The organism is Sphingobacterium alimentarium, assembly GCF_004342685.1.
Taxonomy (GTDB): Bacteria; Bacteroidota; Bacteroidia; order Sphingobacteriales; family Sphingobacteriaceae; genus Sphingobacterium; species Sphingobacterium alimentarium.
Genome location: NZ_SMBZ01000002.1, coordinates 130,448 through 149,523, shown reverse-complemented (window position 1 = coordinate 149,523; position 19,076 = coordinate 130,448). Strand labels below are relative to the sequence as shown.

General features: G+C 38.2%; 18 protein-coding genes. 13 read left to right on the top strand and 5 right to left on the bottom strand.

Annotated elements, in window-relative coordinates; all coding sequences use genetic code 11:
- The first annotated feature begins 11 nt into the window (after positions 1 to 11).
- Positions 12 to 1,571 carry a RagB/SusD family nutrient uptake outer membrane protein gene (locus EDC17_RS01650; RefSeq protein ID WP_132776259.1) on the top strand — a complete coding sequence of 520 codons (1,560 nt, stop codon included), beginning with the start codon at positions 12 to 14 and terminating at the stop codon, positions 1,569 to 1,571.
- An 11-nt stretch (positions 1,572 to 1,582) separates the two neighbouring features.
- Entirely contained in the window at positions 1,583 to 2,551 is a 969-nt protein-coding gene (locus tag EDC17_RS01645; protein WP_132776257.1) for a SusF/SusE family outer membrane protein, read from the top strand.
- Positions 2,552 to 2,727: 176 nt separating this feature from the next.
- On the opposite strand, the gene EDC17_RS01640 is transcribed toward EDC17_RS01645, so the two are convergent.
- Positions 2,728 to 3,105: a hypothetical protein gene (locus EDC17_RS01640; RefSeq protein WP_132776255.1), complete on the bottom strand. Its 378-nt coding sequence runs from the start codon at positions 3,103 to 3,105 to the stop codon at positions 2,728 to 2,730.
- A gap of 255 nt (positions 3,106 to 3,360) precedes the next feature.
- Here EDC17_RS01640 and EDC17_RS01635 point away from each other — a divergent pair, with 255 nt between their 5' ends.
- The 3 genes from EDC17_RS01635 to EDC17_RS01625 all read left to right on the top strand — a co-directional run bounded on the left by EDC17_RS01635 (position 3,361) and on the right by EDC17_RS01625 (position 5,594).
- Entirely contained in the window at positions 3,361 to 4,341 is a 981-nt protein-coding gene (locus tag EDC17_RS01635; RefSeq protein ID WP_132776253.1) for a deoxyhypusine synthase family protein, read from the top strand.
- 64 nt (positions 4,342 to 4,405) lie between these two features.
- Positions 4,406 to 4,939, top strand: a complete 534-nt coding sequence (locus EDC17_RS01630) for a hypothetical protein (RefSeq protein ID WP_132776251.1) — start codon at positions 4,406 to 4,408, stop codon at positions 4,937 to 4,939.
- A gap of 82 nt (positions 4,940 to 5,021) precedes the next feature.
- Positions 5,022 to 5,594, top strand: a complete 573-nt coding sequence (locus EDC17_RS01625; RefSeq protein WP_132776250.1) for a non-canonical purine NTP diphosphatase — start codon at positions 5,022 to 5,024, stop codon at positions 5,592 to 5,594.
- Positions 5,595 to 5,644: 50 nt separating this feature from the next.
- Here the strand turns inward: EDC17_RS01625 and EDC17_RS01620 are convergent, their stop codons facing one another.
- Entirely contained in the window at positions 5,645 to 7,855 is a 2,211-nt protein-coding gene (locus EDC17_RS01620; protein WP_243645936.1) for an OstA-like protein, read from the bottom strand.
- 141 nt (positions 7,856 to 7,996) lie between these two features.
- Between EDC17_RS01620 and tilS the strand changes: the two genes are divergently transcribed.
- From tilS to EDC17_RS01585, 7 genes are all read left to right on the top strand, one after another.
- Complete coding sequence (gene tilS, locus EDC17_RS01615) at positions 7,997 to 9,328, top strand: tRNA lysidine(34) synthetase TilS (protein ID WP_132776248.1); 1,332 nt, start codon at positions 7,997 to 7,999, stop codon at positions 9,326 to 9,328.
- Between the two features lies 1 nt (position 9,329).
- A complete protein-coding gene (locus EDC17_RS01610) occupies positions 9,330 to 9,809 on the top strand; it encodes a hypothetical protein (RefSeq protein ID WP_132776246.1) in 480 nt (159 codons plus the stop codon).
- An 85-nt stretch (positions 9,810 to 9,894) separates the two neighbouring features.
- Complete coding sequence (locus EDC17_RS01605) at positions 9,895 to 10,212, top strand: DUF4834 family protein (RefSeq protein WP_132776244.1); 318 nt, start codon at positions 9,895 to 9,897, stop codon at positions 10,210 to 10,212.
- 94 nt (positions 10,213 to 10,306) lie between these two features.
- On the top strand, positions 10,307 to 11,413 hold the full coding sequence (gene recF, locus EDC17_RS01600) for a DNA replication/repair protein RecF (RefSeq protein WP_132776242.1): 1,107 nt from the start codon (positions 10,307 to 10,309) through the stop codon (positions 11,411 to 11,413).
- On the top strand, positions 11,403 to 11,720 hold the full coding sequence (locus tag EDC17_RS01595; protein ID WP_132776241.1) for a DUF721 domain-containing protein: 318 nt from the start codon (positions 11,403 to 11,405) through the stop codon (positions 11,718 to 11,720). The genes recF and EDC17_RS01595 overlap by 11 nt, the downstream gene beginning before the upstream one ends.
- Before the next feature lie 19 nt (positions 11,721 to 11,739).
- Positions 11,740 to 12,615, top strand: coding sequence for an EamA family transporter (locus EDC17_RS01590; protein ID WP_132776239.1), 876 nt, complete (start codon positions 11,740 to 11,742; stop codon positions 12,613 to 12,615).
- 141 nt (positions 12,616 to 12,756) lie between these two features.
- Positions 12,757 to 13,878, top strand: a complete 1,122-nt coding sequence (locus tag EDC17_RS01585; protein WP_132776237.1) for a lipid II:glycine glycyltransferase FemX — start codon at positions 12,757 to 12,759, stop codon at positions 13,876 to 13,878.
- A gap of 95 nt (positions 13,879 to 13,973) precedes the next feature.
- On the opposite strand, the gene EDC17_RS01580 is transcribed toward EDC17_RS01585, so the two are convergent.
- The 3 genes from EDC17_RS01580 to EDC17_RS01570 all read right to left on the bottom strand — a co-directional run bounded on the left by EDC17_RS01580 (position 13,974) and on the right by EDC17_RS01570 (position 16,926).
- The gene (locus EDC17_RS01580) at positions 13,974 to 14,594 is read right to left on the bottom strand and encodes an L-threonylcarbamoyladenylate synthase (protein ID WP_132776235.1); all 621 of its coding nucleotides are present in this window, start codon (positions 14,592 to 14,594) and stop codon (positions 13,974 to 13,976) included.
- 107 nt (positions 14,595 to 14,701) lie between these two features.
- A complete protein-coding gene (asnS, locus tag EDC17_RS01575; protein WP_132776233.1) occupies positions 14,702 to 16,147 on the bottom strand; it encodes an asparagine--tRNA ligase in 1,446 nt (481 codons plus the stop codon).
- Positions 16,148 to 16,251: 104 nt separating this feature from the next.
- On the bottom strand, positions 16,252 to 16,926 hold the full coding sequence (locus EDC17_RS01570; protein ID WP_132776232.1) for an ATP-binding cassette domain-containing protein: 675 nt from the start codon (positions 16,924 to 16,926) through the stop codon (positions 16,252 to 16,254).
- A 1,046-nt stretch (positions 16,927 to 17,972) separates the two neighbouring features.
- Here EDC17_RS01570 and EDC17_RS01565 point away from each other — a divergent pair.
- The gene (locus tag EDC17_RS01565; protein ID WP_132776230.1) at positions 17,973 to 19,049 is read left to right on the top strand and encodes an endonuclease/exonuclease/phosphatase family protein; all 1,077 of its coding nucleotides are present in this window, start codon (positions 17,973 to 17,975) and stop codon (positions 19,047 to 19,049) included.
- The last annotated feature ends 27 nt before the right edge of the window (positions 19,050 to 19,076 follow it).

The window sequence follows — 19,076 nt, the reverse complement described above, 5'->3', positions numbered from 1 at the left end:
ACGTAGATAATATGAAAGCGAAAAATAATAAACTATATATATTTCTTCTGGCAGGAGTTACCTTATTTGGAGGTGGTTCATGTACAAAATTTGACGATAAAGTATATTCCTCTTATACAGAAGAAACATTTCCAAAGACACCGGAGCAATTTGTGGCCGTAACAGGTCCCGTGTATACTTCTGCACGTGGTTTTTTTGGAGATTACTTTGATTTACAGACTGCTGGTTCGGATGAGGTAATCATCCCAACACGTGGTGGTGACTGGTTTGACGGTGGTAAATGGCGTGATATGCATTATCACACCTGGTCTCCTTCGCACGAGGTGGTTCGTAATGCCTGGAATTGGGGTTTTAATGCCATAGGTACATGTAATCGTGTACTCAGTGTATTGGAAAAATCTGAAGAATCAGAGCAAAAAAATCAAACATTAGCAGAAATTAAAACCATGCGTGCTTGGTATTATTATCTGATGATGGATGCCTATGGAAATATACCTTTGGTGACGACCTTTGATACAGGTACAGAGTTGCCAACTACTACTCCACGCGCACAGGTATTTGCATTTGTTGTATCTGAATTGGAAGAAAATCTAGCTTTATTGAGTGAAGATAAATCTTTAGCGACGTATGGTCGCCCTACAAAATGGTTTGCACATGCGCTATTGGCAAAAGCATACCTCAATGCACAGGTGTACACCGGTACAGCACAATGGAATAAAGTAGTAGAAAATGCGAATGCTGTGATTGCTTCGGGAAAATATTCTCTAGAAAATGATTTCTTGGCTCAATTTAAGCCGGATAATGGGGCTGATAGTCCAGAACCAATTTTCTCCATTCCGTTTGACGCTTCTCGTGCTAAAGGAAATGCTTTATTCAATAAAGTGTTGCATTATGCGCACCGTCAGACATTTGAATTGAATGGTAACCCTTGGAATGGCTGGAGTGCTCAACCAGCGTACTTTAACTTGTTTGAAGACCAAGATAATCGTAAGCAGCAATGGTTGTACGGCCAACAGTATAATTCGACAGGACAACCATTAATCTATAACGGTATGAATATCGTGATCAATCCTAATGGCTATAATTTGTTGCCAGGATCTGACTTTGATATTGGTGGTGCTGATGATGGTGGTCGTCTTGCAGGCGCACGTTGTGTTAAATACCAACCCGATAAAAATCATATAGGCAGTGATGCAGGTAATGATGTGGTTGTATTAAGATTGGCTGATGTGCTATTGATGAAAGCAGAAGCTATCTTGCGTGGTGCTACAAATGGTACTGCTGCAGAAGCCTTGACAGCGGCTAATGAAGTTCGTAAAAGAGCTTTCCCTATTAATCCGGAGAAGCACTTCACTACTTCAACGTTGACATTAGATGCTATTTACAAAGAAAGAGGTTTGGAATTTACCTTTGAAGTAACAAGACGTACCGACATGATTCGTTTTGGTAAATGGGAAGATGCCATGTTGTTCAAGCCTGCTAATCCTTCGGAAACGCACAAAAGACTTTTCCCAATACCAGCAACAGCTCTGGCTAATAATGGAAATCTAACACCAAATCCTGGATATTAATTAATGATCTCATGAAAACACTACATAAATATATTGCAATTTGTCTATGTGTCCTTTTTGTGGGCGGACTGAATGCCTGCAAGAAGGTAGAACATACGATTGACGATGAAATTGTTTCGATCAATGAATCTACAGCTGCATCCTTACAAATTGGTAAGAAACTTAAAGTTGGTTTTATCACTAATAACGTGAAGTCTTTTGATTTCGCGATTGAGAAAGATGGAGAAACCCTGATGACTGAAGCTGTAACCTTGGAAGGAAATCAAAAAATCACCGAAAGAGAATTTGATATTCCATTGGACGAGAGTTACATTGGTGAAGCAAATCTTATCGTGAGTTACCAATCTGGTGGGCAGACTATTACCAAGAAGCATCCTATTACATTCTTAGAAAGCACCCCGGCGATGTATATCGTAGGTGGCTCTACGGGAGCTGGATGGGAGCCTTCTAATGCCACATTGATGTCACTGTACGATGCCGAGAGTAAAACAAAATTCGAAATCTTTGAGTATTTGACAGCAGACGGGGGATTCAAATTCTTGCCTACTAACATAGATTGGGCAGGTGGTTTTGGTAAAGGTACTACTGCAGGAACGATTTCTGAAGACGAAGAGGCGGATAATCTTACGGTAGAGAAAAATGGCTTTTACCGTGTGCGCATGGATTCAGAAGCGTTAACGTATGAAGTTCTTGAACTTAAGATGGGTATTATCGGTGACGCAACACCTACAGGTTGGGATGCGGATACGGATATGACTTTTGCTGGTGGCAAAGGAACTTATATTTGGAAAATCACTATTAATCTAGTACCGGGTAAAATAAAGTTCAGAGCTAACGATGATTGGCCGATCAACTTTGGTGGCACTCCAAGCGAGATCACCCATGGAGGTGCTGATTTGGAAATTACAGCTGCAGGTACGTATGATATCTCTCTGGATCTGACTCCAGGAGCTTACAAAGCAGTTATTCAGAAAAAATAATTTTTAGAAAAAGGGTGATGAATAATCACCCTTTTTTATTTATTTTGGTAGTATGAATACAATGTCTTGGGGAATCGGTAAGGAGGAAGTTGTTGTCCTTATTGTTCTCGTCACTTTTTTGATTGCGTCCTATTTATTCTTTTCAAAATTATTGAAAAGAAAATAATCCATTATTTTTAATCCACCAAATAAGCTTGTTCCAGGCATTTGATCAATTGTACATCCGTGAGATAGTACAATTTTTTGTCTTTTAGGGCTATTTCTTTAGCTTTTTGTTCTGCATTCAACGCAAATTCTCGGAATGCGATGTAATGCGCTTTACGTTGTTGTGGATCTTTGGATTTTAGAAGCTGCAACTTATCGACCATTTCTTGATTTACCTTTATTTCCACCTCATTTGCACCGCTGTCAATCTGTTGAAACATCAGTAGGGGTTCTTTTTCGTGCTGGTAATAGATAGTAAAGGCCTCTAAATTATTTTCGTATTCTACAATATAAGCGGCAAACTCAATAGTTCCGATAGTGATTTTATCAACAAGTACAGGATTTTTCATTTCTTAATTATGGTTAATAGTCTAATATGCAAAAATAATTTTATTTTTTATAGTGCCATAAATAATTTCGAGGGCCCGTGTATCACGGTGTATCATAGGAAGTTTAAGGGTATAGCGCTGAATATTTCCATAGCAGTAAGATGACTTTTTATCATTTGTTAAAAAATAGATGTTGACGTATGGCAATAGCATGGTAAACAACCTAAAATAAATTTAAATCAGTACCTTTGTACTACTTATTAAAAATAGATAAAGATGAGTACACAAAAAGGTCCAATTAGTCAATTTATTGAGCACAATTACCGTCACTTTAATGCAGCAGCTTTAGTTGATGCAGCTAAAGGATATGAGCAGCATCTACTAGAAGGTGGTAAAATGTTGATATCATTAGGTGGTGCGATGTCTACAGCAGAATTAGGTGTTTCTTTAGCGGAAATGATCCGTCAAGATAAAGTTCATATTATCTCTTGTACAGGTGCAAACTTAGAAGAGGATGTGATGAATTTAGTTGCACATTCACACTACAAACGTATTCCTAACTGGAGAGATTTGACACCAGAGCAAGAGCGCGAATTGTTAGATACACACTTCAACCGTGTGACAGACACTTGTATCCCTGAAGAGGAGGCTTTCCGTCGTCTTCAAGAGCATTTAGAAGATGTTTGGCATGCAGCAGAGGCTAAAGGTGAGCGTTATTTGCCACATGAATTTTTATACCAAGTGGTGAATTCAGGTGTGTTGGAGCAATACTACGAAATTGATCCTAAAGATTCTTGGATTGTTGCTGCAGCAGAGAAAAATTTACCGATCGTATGTCCAGGATGGGAAGATTCAACTACGGGTAATATCTTCGCTTCTAATGTAATCAAAGGTAACTTAAAAGCTTCAACTGTAAAATCAGGTATCGAGTACATGATTTATTTGACAGAATGGTACCGTGCTAACTCAGGCGGTAAAGGAGTAGGTTTCTTCCAAATCGCTGGTGGTATTTCTGGTGATTTTCCAATCTGTGTAGTACCGATGATGTATCAAGATTTAGAGTGGACAGATGTTCCTTTCTGGTCTTACTTCTGCCAGATTTCTGATTCTACGACTTCATACGGTTCGTACTCAGGAGCGGTTCCCAATGAGAAAATCACTTGGGGTAAATTAGATATCGATACACCTAAATTCATGATCGAATCGGATGCGACTATCGTTGCGCCATTGGTATTCGCTTGGATTTTAGGACAATAATATTGTTAATAAAGAGCAAAGAGCGAGGTCTTAGCCTTTCTCTTTGCTCATTTATCACCTTTCTATGAGCAATCTATTAACAGATAATCCAATAGCCTTACAAGCACTGATGAATGAAACTTTGTTTTCTGCTGGTTTTGTTATGGATAATGCTCAAAATTCTTCTTCGGAGAATTTACCTTCAGTAAATTGGGATTCTTCCACGGAAGAGTTCGTGTACAAGGGAGACAAGTCTGCAGGTATATTGTTTATTCTGCGTTATCCAGATTATCCTTATTTCTCACCCGAAGCGGAAGAAGCTTTTGTCAAGACAATTGCTGCATTAGGATTGACGCTGGAAAATGTGGCTGTAGTCAATCTTGCAAACCCTCAAAATCCCAACGAATTCAGCCGCATCAGAGATTTCTTCACGCCGACGAAAATCACATTGCTTGGCGTAGAACCCAAATCGTTAGTTCTTCCTGAAATTCCACACAATTCTTATTTAAAAGGTCGCGCAGCGGCTGTATTCAATACGTTCTCGTTCGAAGAAATGTTTGCTGATATCAGCAAAAAGAAACTTTTTTGGGGAGAGTTTAAGACTTTTATTGCTTCTTAAAAATAAGTTTTTCGACTTATTTATATTTTCCTTTTTCCTTCTAACTTTTTGACTTTTTAATTTTTAGTTTTTACTTTGCTACATGTTAGAATTAGTATTTGCGACGAATAATGCGCATAAGCTTGAAGAAGTACAAGCTATTGTAGGCGATAAATTTATATTGAAATCACTGAGCGATATTGATTGCCAGGATGATATTCCCGAGACAGGTGTTACCTTCCAGGAGAATGCACAGCAGAAGACCGATTATCTGGTGAATAAATATGGATTATACTGTTTTGGGGATGATTCGGGCCTTGAGGTGGATGCTTTGAATGGCGAACCAGGTGTATATTCTGCGCGCTATTCTGGTTCTCGCGATATGGAAAAAAATATTGATTTGCTGTTAGAAAAATTGGGAGACAGTCCCAACAATGCACGTTTCAAAACTGTTATTTCGCTTTATCTAAATGAGCAACAACATTTTTTCGAAGGAACTATCGAAGGTCAAATCATTAAAGAAAGAAGGGGAGAAAAGGGCTTTGGTTATGATCCGATTTTTATTCCCAATGGTTATGACAAGACTTTTGCAGAAATGTCTGCAGAGGAGAAAAATGCGATTAGCCATCGTGCCATAGCTGTTGGCAAATTGGCGGAATTCTTAAAAGGATTATAAAAGATACAATTAGAACAAAAAGGAGCTCACCAATGGAGCTCCTTTTTGTTTTAATTATTTTCTTCAGTGGATTCTTGTGTTTCCTCCACTTTCTTTTCTATAGGTTTGCTGGTACTGCTATTTTCATCGGAATCCTCCTTCTCGCCCTTCACTTCGGTATCCTTCGGCAGTTCGCGTTTTCGATTTAACAAATCTTCTTTGGATTTTGGTCGGTCTTGAGGTCGCCAAATAAATCCAGGCAATATCTCATTCTCTTGGGTAACAAGGTTGAATGGATAAACCTTTTGATCTACTTTTTTGATAGTAAAATAATCTTTGATTTTTTTGTCTTCCATGAAGACTTTAATCCGACCACCGCGATCGTGAAACATCTCCGTAACGATATTGTTTTTATCATTCACTGAGAAAACAAGGTTTTCTGCGTTTCCATCGACGAATAACCTTTCTATACTATTATTTGCAAAGAATGCCGTGATTTTTCTTCCTTTGAGTTGATTGAACTTGGTGGAGTCAGTCAATGCATTGACCATAAAAGCATTTTCTTTGAGTAGCGCATTGTCCATTTTCTGATTCAGAATCTGCATATAAATGGTATCTGCAGATATCTGCGAATTTTCCGCCCAGATCATCGGTCTTCCCATAAATCTAAACATGGAGTCTTGCATGCCATAATACACGGAATCCGCTACAGCCTGCAAATCCGATTTGTATAAGCGAACATTATAATAGGCTTTGACAATACGGGTGCGTGATGTGTCCGAAACAGCTGTCGTGCTCGAATCATTGCTGGTAGGCTGCTGCGCAATTTTCAACGCTTTATTAATGGCGCTATCCGCGTGTCCTGCTTCTGGAATGATTGCACGCTGCCGCAGAATAGAATCTGCTTTCAGCGTATTATCAATTTCTTTTCTTCCTTCGCCGTGCCTATTACCGCTCGTATTGTTGCTTGTAATTTTTGGAGCAGTTGTTTTTTTTGTGGTCTCATTAGGCTTTTGAAGGACTTTTTCATTCGTTTTTCCTACTACCTGTAAGCCTTCCTCTTGGATTGCTCCTTCAGTTCCTTCAGCTAGTATGGTGTCTTCTTCGTCCTCGCCATAGTCCTCTTCGGCCTCTTCTATCAATTGTCCACCATTTCTATCCAGATTCAGATTCAAAGGAACATATTCTTTTGCTAAAATCATTCTCGAAAATAGGGTATCTGCTGTCATGTATACGGAATCTACTTTCGGCTCTGGCTTGCTGTTGACAAGAAGCGGCTTGTTTACAACATCAGGATTTTGCGCGGTATTTGTCACGGACGAGCTTTGATCAACTGTTTTTGTGACTTCCTTTTTCGTCTTTTTTTCTTCAATGGGAGCTGTTACCGGCGGGCTGATTGCGGCAGAATCCGTTTGTGTTGAGTCTGAATCATTCTGGACCACCGTGATGATATACGGTTTTTCAGTCATCAAGATGGATTCCTCACTTTGTCGGTATTCACCTTTACCACCATAAGCATAAAACTTGTCTACTGTGTCTACAAATATTACATTGCGGAACGCTTTGCCAATGCCTGAATCGCGGTCATAATGCAGACTATCACCTTTTAATAATCTACTTCCTTCAGTGTACAAATTTTGTTTGTTGAAGTTGGCAACACCCGTCCCGGTATTGTAGACACCTCTTTCGGTGTATAAATTTTCCTGGTTATTGCCTTTTATATTTGTGGGTCCAAAGAAATAGGTGTTTTTAGATAGACTATTATAGCGCATCGTATCTGTGTATACTTTCACAGAGGGGTTGCGCACAATGACTTTGTGCCTAAAATAGGCATCGCCCGTGTTTTCGAAATAATAAGCATTTCTGGAGGTAATGGTATCCGTCTGCGTTATAATCCGGCCACCTCCCGTATAGGTCCCTACCTTAGACCGCATGTTGTAGGTCAGAAAATTGGTCGTAAGCACCGAGTTTCTATCCACCATCTTCACATTGCCGCGTAGGCGAGCTTGTTGTGATGACGCATCATAATGCAAGTAATCGGAATATATCACAGTTCCTGATGGCTGCGTAATTACTACATTTCCAAAAGCCTCAAAAAACTGTTGTTTAATTTCATTTTCGTAGATATATCCACTATCAGCGGATAAGGTATTTCCTTTGTGCTCGTATACCGGATGGTAGAATGTCATATGTCCGGTTTTGGCATTGATTCTCCCCGAATTGGAAGACACCAAATTCATACGCGCGGATTCGTTGGATGGAGTAGTTACCTGCCCAAACAAAAATTGTCCGCTAAGGATAAATAGTAATAAAAAACAATACTGCTTCACGTTGGCAAAAATAGATAATTAAATAGCAAAAAAATGTTAAGGGATGATTTTTCGTGTTAAATAAAATCAATTTTTAATGATTACTTTTGAATTATGGAGATTCTTAAGCGCTTCGAACGCTATGTGGAAGATAATAAGCTGTTTAGCAAGGACGAAAAAATCCTTGTAGCGGTCAGTGGTGGGAGGGATTCGATGTTGCTTCTGTGGCTGCTTCATCAGCTTTATTATCCCGTCGAAATAGCACATTGTAATTTTCAATTACGAGGGGAAGAGTCCGATGCCGATGAGCAATTGGTGCGCGGATTTGCTGTGGCTAATGAAATACCGATTCATGTGCAGCGCTTTGATACTACAGGATATGCTGCTACACACAAAGTTTCTATACAAATCGCAGCACGCGAACTGCGCTACGGGTGGTTCGAAAGATTGCGCATGGAGCGTGGCTGTAAAGTCATTGCGGTGGCTCAACATATGAATGATTCTGTAGAAACGGTATTGTTTAACTTGTCACGTGGAACAGGACTACAGGGGCTGCAAGGCATTCTACCGTTGCGTGATGATTCACATGTTGTACGTCCATTATTGTTTCTACACAGTGAAGAAATCACGGATTTTGTGCAAAATCAAGGTATTCCTTATCGCGATGATTCTTCTAATTTTTCCAATAAATATGCCCGCAATAAAATTCGGTTGGATATTATACCCGAATTCGAGCAGCTGAATCCACATTTTATTCGTATCATGGCGGATAATATAGCACGATTTCGGGATGCGCAGGAGGTCATAAACAACCATATGCAAGAGTTACGATCCCAGATTATGATTGCGCGAAGTGATCATTCTTGGCGTATCGCCAAAGAAGAATTGGAGCACCTGCAGCTGAGTGAGCTGTATTTTATGTTTGAACCATTTGGTTTTAGCAAGACCGTATTACAAGATTTGCTGGAAAGCTTGCATAAAGATTCCGGTAAACAATTTGCCTCGGATACGTATATTATCGTCACGGATCGAGAAGATGTAATATTATCCAAAAAGAATATGGACCTGGAGCCTGTGCACATCGATCTAGCCACCACGCGTGTGGAGTGGGGCGCATTTCAGATTGAAATAACGGGAAATTCGGATCTTGCTATAGAGAATGGAGCCGGAATAGCCAAAATTGACACGGCATCTCTCGTTTATCCTTTGACTATTCGTCAGTGGGAGGAGGGGGATACTTTTCAGCCCTTAGGGATGAATGGAAAAAAGAAACTGAGTGATTATTTTATCCAAAAAAAGATCAATATTCTTGATAAAAAAAGAGTGCCGATATTGGTAAATGGTGACGGCAAAATCATCTGGGTGGTCAATTACCATTTGGATGAAAGATTTAAGATTAGGGATAATACACAGAAAGTGCTTAAATTAGTTTGCAATTTAAAGTAATATGAGTCAAGAAAAGCATTTTGTCGAGAGACAATATTTAGGTAGAGATAAGTCTTGGATCAGTGTCCGTATGACTTTAGCGCTCTTTTGTTTCATAGTATATTATCTCAATGTAGATCATCTGCCTTCGAGGCAATTGTTCTTTATCGTAGGTAGTTGTATTATTTTGGTTTCCATTATCATGATGTATCTGGTACATTATAAGACCGATGTATACAACGGCAATGTGGTATTGAGCGGATTGTGGTCCACACGTTTGGTCAAAATCGACTTGGCTTCCATCACCAAAATAGAGAAGAAACCATACAGCACTTATGTGTTTAACAACCCCGTCTATAATCTGCATAAGAATGGAAAGATTCGGTTTTATTCTGGGGGAAAAGATGCGGTATGGCTCACTGATAAGGATGGATTGATCTATATTATCGGTACACATCGACAAGAGGAACTCTATAATGCGATTCTCAAGTCGAAATCTTAAAAATTGTTAAGTCGTTTCAGTCTGACATTTACTTGACTTTATTTTTTCGCGATTTTGATATATTTGAATAAATAGAACATACTACATGACAGCTTTATATTTTATTTTATTTGTTATTGCCGCTTATTATGCTTTAAAATTTTCAATGCGTTTGCTGTTGCCTTATGCCATGAAAAAATTAACAGAACGTATGATGAAGAGAGCGCAACAAGGTAGAGGTGGTTTTACTTATACATACACTTCAGGCAATCCATTTGGTCAGCAATCCACATACCGTGATTATAATCAACAAGACAATACTCCAAAAGGCGAAATAGAAATTGATTATGTACCACCCCGTCAGGAAAAGCGCAAGGTAGGTGCAAATGCAGGTGAATTTATTGATTTTGAGGAGGTAAAGTAGATTTTCATATTCATTGTTATGATAGGTTGATTGGTGTTCAAAACTAATCAACCTATTTTTTTGACTTGTTCTTTTTTAGTTTTTACTTTGTACTATGTGGTTGAAGCAGCTTTCCGTTTTAAATTTTAAGAATTATACAGATTCTAATTTGCATTTTTTGCCTGAGGTGAATGCTTTTACAGGCTCTAATGGTGCAGGTAAGACGAATCTGCTGGATGCTATTCACTACCTTTCGCTCTGCAAGTCTTATTTTAATCCCATTGATTCGCAACATATCAAAAGTGGCGAGGAGTATTTCATGGTGCAGGGTGAATTTGAAAGAAACGACAGGCCGGATTTAATATCTTGCAGCTTAAAAAGAAATCAGAAAAAACAATTCAAGCGCAACAAAAAGGATTATCCGCGTCTGGCTGATCATATCGGTCAATTTCCTTTGGTGATGATATCGCCGAATGATACACTCATTATTTTGGAAGGTTCCGAAGAGCGCCGCAAGTTTGTGGACAATGTTATTTCTCAGACTGACAACCGCTATCTGGATACATTAATTGCGTACAATAAAGTTTTGCTGCAACGTAACGTCCTATTAAAAAACATCAAGGAAAAGGGAGTATTTGATATCGGACTGTTGGAGGTCTTGAATATGCAGCTCGTGGAAGTAGGCGAGGTGATATACCACAAGCGTAAAGCTTTCATGGAAAAATTTACACCTTCTTTTCAGCGTCATTACCAATACCTGAGTGATAGTGCGGAGGAGGTCTCTTTGGTGTATGACTCCCAATTGCACGGCGCTGATTTCACCCAATTATTGGAGTCATCGTTAGAAAAAGATCGTATCCTCGAACGAACCACCAAAGGTATTCACAAGGATGATCTGTTGTTTACCATTCATCGCGAGATGCCACTTAAAAAATTTGGTTCGCAAGGTCAGCAGAAGTCATTTTTGATCGCCTTGAAGCTGGCGCAGTATACATATCTGCATGAGCAAAATAAATTCAAACCCTTGCTGTTATTGGATGATATCTTTGATAAATTGGATAATCAGCGTACCAGAAAACTCATGCAGATGGTTTCAAATGAGGAATTCGGGCAGATTTTTATTACGGATACCGATGCCTTAAGAATCCAACGAATATTTGACGAAATACAACAACCTATCCGTATCTTTGATATCGAAGGAGGACAAGCTCATGCTATATAAGAAGAAAGTGGATGAAATACCGACCCGTGACGACATCAGCATGAAGCAAGCTGTGGAGAAGTGGTTGGAAGTATATAGATTGCGACGCAAATATGAGGAATCCTCGGTTGTAAGCTTTTGGGAAGAAATTATCGGCCCCTATATTGCCAAACGCACACAGCACATTTACATCAAAGACAAAAAGCTCTATGTCAAAGTAGAATCTGCTGTCGTAAAACATGAATTAGCCATCAATCGTCGACAAATTATTGGTCGTGTCAATGAGCATGTCGGCCATGTCATTGTCGAGGAATTTGTGATTCTCTAAAAAAAATATTCATTATTCCATGCAACTCAAGTATTACGCCGCTGCACTTTTTTCATTTGTAGTGTGGGGCATGTTTAGTCTTGTTCTGAAACCGCTCAGTGATTACGCTGCCTTAGATATATTAACCTACCGCGTCGCATTTGCCGCCATAATTATTGCCATAGTTAGCTTAACTGTTCGCTATAAAGTCACCAAAGCCAACCTGTCCTATATTCGCTCATTGACTCTTCCGGCACGTAATAAAATTATTGGCACGACTATCTTTAGTGCGATTATGTTGGCTGTGAATTGGTATTTATATATCTATGTGATGAATACAGTCAGCGTAAATGCAACTTCATTGGCGTATTTGATTTGTCCGATATTAACCACCGTATTAGCCGGGATATTTTTAAAAGAACGATTGAATACGGGGCAATGGGTCGCCGTAGGGATGAGCATCTTGAGCTGTATAATGCTATCGTACGGACACTTTATGGATATGCTTTATAGTGTCATCATCGCTTTATCCTATGCCATATATTTGGTGCTGCAAAAGGCCAATACACAATTGGATAGATTTTTCACGCTAACCTTACACATTCTAATCAGTGCAATACTATTGATTCCAATGGGATTAAGTTCAAGTAGTGAAGTGATGCATTCCGATTTGTTTTTTCAGTATGTATTACTAATTGCTGTATTGTTTACGATTATACCATTATTCCTCAATATGTATGCGCTCAAGGGGTTAGACTCTTCTGTAGTCGGCGTCCTGCTCTATATTAATCCTATTATTGCATTCCTATTGGCTGTATTTTATTTTAATGAAAATATCACTTCACTACAAGGTATAGCTTATGGATTAATCTTTGTTGCTGTCGTTGTTTTCAATATTTCATATCTTAAAAAATAAGGTATTTCGACCTTCTTTAGAATCATTCCAATATTTTCTTGTTACCCGATTATGACAAATCGGTCTGTTTTGATTATGCTATTTTGGCTAAGTTTGTGCCATTTGTGAATTTAATAAATAATTGATAATAAATCATTTATAATGATTGCGGATTTAGAACAGAAAGACAATAGTCACCTTTATAAAACAGGAATTATTCAACAGACGGCATATTGGTCGACGGTAAAAAAACTTCAGGGAATTGATACATTGGCGTATAATTTTAAAACCAAGTCAGCGGATCTTTTTTGCAGCGAATCAGATGAAATCTATGTGATAGGAGATTTTTTGATTATGCTTCAATATCTAGATGCTGACCATTGTATTGCTTATGTCCCTTATGGTCCAGAGATAGAACCTTCGCCGGAGCAGCAAGGATATTTTTTGGAACAGCTATCTGAAGCTTTGAGGCAATATTTGCCACCGACTTGTATCTTGATTCGTTATGATTTGTCATGGCAGTCGCAGTGGGCCAATGAAGATGATTGTTATGACCTGCACGGCACCTGGATTGGTTTACCTTCCAAGCGTGTACAAGAGATGCGCGTCAATTTTAATACGGAATATGGTAACTTGCGTAAAGCAAATACCGATATTTTGCCCTCCAATACCATCTTCATGAATCTAAAGAACAGTGATGATATGCTATTGGGTCAGATGAAACCTAAAACCCGATACAACATCAACCTCGCGAAGCGAAAAGGTGTCCGTATTGAATCTCATGGACTGGAGAGCTTAGAAATATGGTATGATCTGTATCGTCAAACTGCGAAGCGCAACAACTTCTTTTTGCATGATATCAATTATTTCCGAATAGTATTATCGGCTCGTGCAAATAATTCAGATTCCCCAGCGGACGTGTATATGTTGGTGGCGTATGTCGATGACAAACCATTAGCGGCCATGTTTTTGGTGATCTCGGCGAATAGAGCAACATATTTGTATGGAGCTTCATCTACGGAGAATAGAAATTATATGGGCACTTATGCTTTACAGTGGAGAGCGATGCAACTGGCGCGGGAAAAGGGCTGTTCGGAATATGATTTCTTTGGAATATCGCCTGAAGCAGACAGCGCCCATCCGATGTATGGACTTTATCGTTTCAAATCGGGATTCGGAGGACAGATATTTCACCGAATGGGCTGTTGGGATTATCCATTGGATAAGAAAAAGTATGAATATTATGCAGCTATGGAATTTCAAAATCAAAGCTATCATATTTAAAAGAAAGGGCTTGTATTTTATTTACAAGCCCTTTTTCGTCATTTTGACCGTATGGAGAAATGACGTTTGCTACTTTATATAATAGTATTATCTTCCTATAAGTATAAATCCAGGTCACCTTTTCCTTCACGGATCACTTCAAATTCGCCATTCGTCAGGTCGATAACAGTAGAGGCAACATTGTCACCATACCCGCCATCGATAACCAAGTCGACCTGATCTTGATATTTTTCATATATCAATTCCGGATCGGTCGAATATTCGATGATTTCATCTTCGTCGCGGATGGAGGTAGTTACAATAGGATTGCCTAATTGTCTGACAATTTCACGCACGATAGCATTATCTGGCACACGAATACCTACAGTTTTCTTCTTTGAACTTAATAGTTTGGGTACTTGATTACTAGCATTAAAGATAAAAGTAAATGGACCTGGCAATGCTTTCTTCAGAACACGAAAAACCGCCGTATCGAAGGGTTTGGTGTATTGCGAAATATCCGTCAGATCATGACATATAAACGATAAGTTCGCCTTATCGGTTTTCAGTCCTCGTATCTGACACACTTTTTCTATTGCCTTTTGATTGGTGATATCACAGCCAATACCATAAACGGTATCCGTCGGGTAAATGATCACACCTCCCTTTTTCAATATATCCACAGCTTGATCAATAGCTTTGGGATTCGGATTGTCGTTATATATTTTAATAAGCATAACCTAAGAAGTAAAATGTCAAAATTAAAAAGTAAAAACTAAAATTTGAACTACAAAAAAAGAGCTGTTTAATGAATAACAACTCTTTTGCTTTATTTGTTCTTTTTTTAAAACTCTGCGTTTTTCGGTGTGCGTGGGAAAGGAATTACATCTCTGATATTTGTCATTCCTGTGGTGAACAATACCAATCGTTCGAATCCAACGCCAAAACCGGAGTGAGGCACCGAACCAAAGCGGCGTGTATCCAAGAACCAGTCCATCTCTTCTTCAGGGATACCCACTTCAGCCATACGAGCCAACAATTTTTCTAAGTTTTCTTCACGTTGCGATCCGCCGACCATCTCGCCGATACCTGGGAACAAAATGTCCATCGCACGTACTGTGTGGCGGCCCTGTGCATCTACTTCATTCTGTTTCATGTAGAATGACTTAATCTCACGTGGATAATCGGTCAAGATAACAGGTTTCTTGAAGTGTTTCTCTACCAAATATCTTTCGTGCTCGGACTGCAAGTCAGCGCCCCAACCTTCGATTAAGTATTTAAATTGTTTCTTTTGATTTGGTTTTGAAGCTTTCAAAATATCGATAGCCTCGGTATATGTCAATCGCTCGAAGTTGTTTTCTAATACGAAATTCAATTTATCAACTAAGTTCAATTCCGAACGTTCAGCTTGCGGTTTTGATTTCTCTTCTTCCAATAGACGGTTTTTCAAGAATTCAATTTCTTCCGGACATGTATCTAAAGCATATTTAATAACGTATTTCAATAAACCTTCCGCCAAATCCATGTTGTCTTCCAATTCGTAGAACGCCATTTCGGGTTCGATCATCCAAAACTCTGCTAAGTGGCGAGTCGTATTTGAATTCTCCGCGCGGAAAGTCGGACCGAAAGTATAGATATTTCCAAATGCTAAGGCTGCCAATTCACCTTCCAACTGACCAGAAACAGTCAAGTTCGTTGATTTTCCGAAGAAATCTTCTTTGAAATCTACTTTACCATCGTCCGTCAATGGTGGATTGATAGGGTCCAAAGTCGTCACTCTGAACATTTCACCTGCGCCTTCTGCATCTGATCCAGTGATAATAGGGGAGTGGAAATATACGAAATCACGCTCTTGGAAAAACTTGTGTATTGCAAATGATAATGCATTTCGTACTTTGAATATGGCATTAAAAGTTCCTGTCCGGACACGAAGATGTGCTATCTCACGCAAAAATTCTAAGCTGTGTTTTTTGGGTTGCAATGGATATTTTTCAGGATCTGAATCGCCGATAATTGAAACTTCAATAGCTTTTACTTCTACACGCTGGCCTTTACCTTGCGACTCCACCAAATTTCCTTTTACACGAACAGCAGCACCCGTAGTGATTCTTTTTAAAATATCCTCTGGCGTATTTTCAAAATCAACTACAGCTTGGATATTATTAATTGAAGAACCATCATTGATCGCTATAAATTGATTATTACGAAAAGTTCTAACCCATCCTTTTACAATTATCTCTTTACCAAATTCTTCGGACTTTAATAATTCTTTTATTCGTGTATGTTCCATTTTATATGTTAGGAATTTATATTGCTTATTTTGAAGTACAAAAATACGCTATTAAATTGTGTTATAAAAGCTAATTTTCAGGCTTTTCATCCTAAAATTTACAGCTATAAAAAATCAGCAATATTTTGCGGTAATATCTTCGATTTCAACTCTTCCTCCAATAATTTAAAGTACTCTCGATGAATAATATTGGATAATTTTCCATTTTCTAATTTGATAATTACATCACAACATTCTGTCAATGAAGCAAATATGTGGGATGATAAAATAATCGTTTTGCCTTTGTTTTTTAAGATTTTGATTAATTCAGTCAAGATTATACAACTCGATAGATCCAAACCATTGAAAGGTTCGTCCATGATAATAAATTCATTGTTTTGTAATATGCTGGCTGTAATAGCTAATTTTTTCTTCATACCCGTCGAATAGCTTTCTATATACCTATCGAGAGGTAAGTCGAAAATATTCCTTGACTTAATATCGATACCTTTTTTACTTCGAGCTTCCAGCAATAACCGAATATATTCTTCTCCTGTTATTTTGCTGATAAAAAACTGCTCCGCCATAATGTTGCCCAGCTGCTGTCTTATGGGGATTAACTCACTGACAATTGTCCCTTCAAATTTTTCTAATTCAGCGATGCAACGAAATAATGTCGTTTTGCCCGAACCATTCTCTCCGACGATACCATAGACTTTGGCTTTTCCAAAATGAATACTTATGTCGTCTAAAACGGTAATCGATCCAAACTTTTTAGTTAAATTATTGATTGTAATCATAAATATTCGTTTAGATTTCTGATAGCTTTCGTGTAGAAGTATGGAAATAGTCCTAGTATTATTGGTGGAAATAATCCACTCAAAGCAAAAATAATTCCCTCGAAAATGCCTATTTTGCGAGGAAAGACGCTATACTTCATAAATTGATATGACAAGATAAGTAGAAAGGTAAGAAGGTAGATAGCGCCTACGAGAAGTAAAACTTGATGAGCATATTCGCGTATAACCAATACCGCACTAAGGGGACTTATCAAGACATAGGTTTCAAGGTGATTCTTTTGATCTTATGGAATAAGAATCGACTTGGTTTCATGCTGTAGTTCCATAAAACTTCTAGTGGTTCCAAATTTTCTAAATGATTAATTGTGAAAAAAGGTATTAAAGCTATTCCAAAAATAGCCAGATTCTCATTGCTAACTATTATTCCGATCCCAAATAGAAAAATGGCAATACAATTTGCTAATAAGTAGGTGCGGAAATAGCGAATCATTTCGAATGGATATTTTCCGAAAGGAGTGGGTATAGCTGTATTGGAAGTGAAAAGGATTGTGGATTTAATTACGGCGTAAAAAATGCTGATAGCAATCAAAATTGGAAGTATCCAATAGATCCCCGATATAGTGGCTAACAGTAAAATAGGTAATATGAAAATTACATTTTCAATTGTCCTCACTTGAAAGTATTTTTTTCGATCAACAAAAAGTATTTTAAGATTCTCAACCCTATCGCGTTTGTGTGCTCTTTCCAATATAAAAATTACTATGATTATCAACACATAGGGCGCGTATGAAAACTTTTGTACAGCGTGATATGCAAAATAATAAACTACCAATGCAAATAAGACAAATAGCAATAATGGTAATCCAGTCTGCCGTATTATACGTTGATATCGTAATAATTGAAAATAGTATTTCATGACCTATGAAATAGCAGATAAAGTCCATCGTCACAAATCTATCGTCTCATTTATTAAAAATTAATAAAACTTAATGCTTTAAGAATTGTTACGACTATGCATTCTGTCCATTTTTTTACTCAATCACTATATGGTTACAACACTTTGGGTTTGTACTGTTTTATTCTTGATATTGCATCTGTTGCCTTTCGTAAGAAATCAGCATTGGATTTTTCGTGTTCCTGATTTTATACGTCCACAATTGCTTTTTTTGCAGTTGCTGACATTAATTTTAGCATTTTTGTATTGGTCAGAATTGGACTTTCGTATCTGGATGTTGTTGATTGTATTGGGGTGCATAATTTATAATTGTTATATATTCGTGCGCTTCACCAAATTTTGGAGAAGTACCAAGCACGGCGTTTCAAACGAACATTCCGATATAGTAAAAATAATTTCTGTGAATGTCTATCAATTCAATACGGAGTATCATCGGTTAATCAAATTAGTGCACCAGGAGCATCCAGACATCCTGCTCACCATGGAAAGCAATCAGGATTGGGAAAATGCTTTTCAAGAATTAAAAGATGTTTATCCACATTATGAGGAAATCGCTTTAGAAAATACCTATGGCATGCATTTTTACACGAAGTTGAAAGTACATAAGTTGCATGTACATTACTTTGTAGTGGATGATTTGCCGAGCATAGAAGCTGAATTGGAAACGGAGGATGGCTACCGATTTGTGTTTTTTGGCGTACATCCGCCACCACCGAGTCCCACGGAAGAAGACACATCAAAAGAACGCGATGGCGATCTATTGAGTGTAGCAAAGCGTGCTAAAAAGCAAAAATTGCCGGTAGTGATTACGGGAGATTTTAATACAGTGGCTTGGTCGCGCGTTTCCAGATTGTTCAAAAAGGCGAGTGAATTAATAGATGCACGATATGGACGCGGTTATTTGGCGACTTTCCATGCCAAGTATTGGTTCTTTCGCATTCCTTTGGATTTATTATACCATAGCGCGAACGTGTTTGTTGAAGATTTGAAAATTTTGCCTTCTATAGGTTCCGATCATTTTCCTATGTGCTGTACATTCTATATTGACAAAGCTAATCATGAGCAGGATAAAGACGTGAAACATCTAGACACAGAAGAGAAAGAAGAAGTCGAAGAGATAATCGAAGAAGGCATGAAAGAGGAAAGTGTAAATAGGAAAAAAGGATAAAACAAAAAGAGAGCACTCCCTAATGCA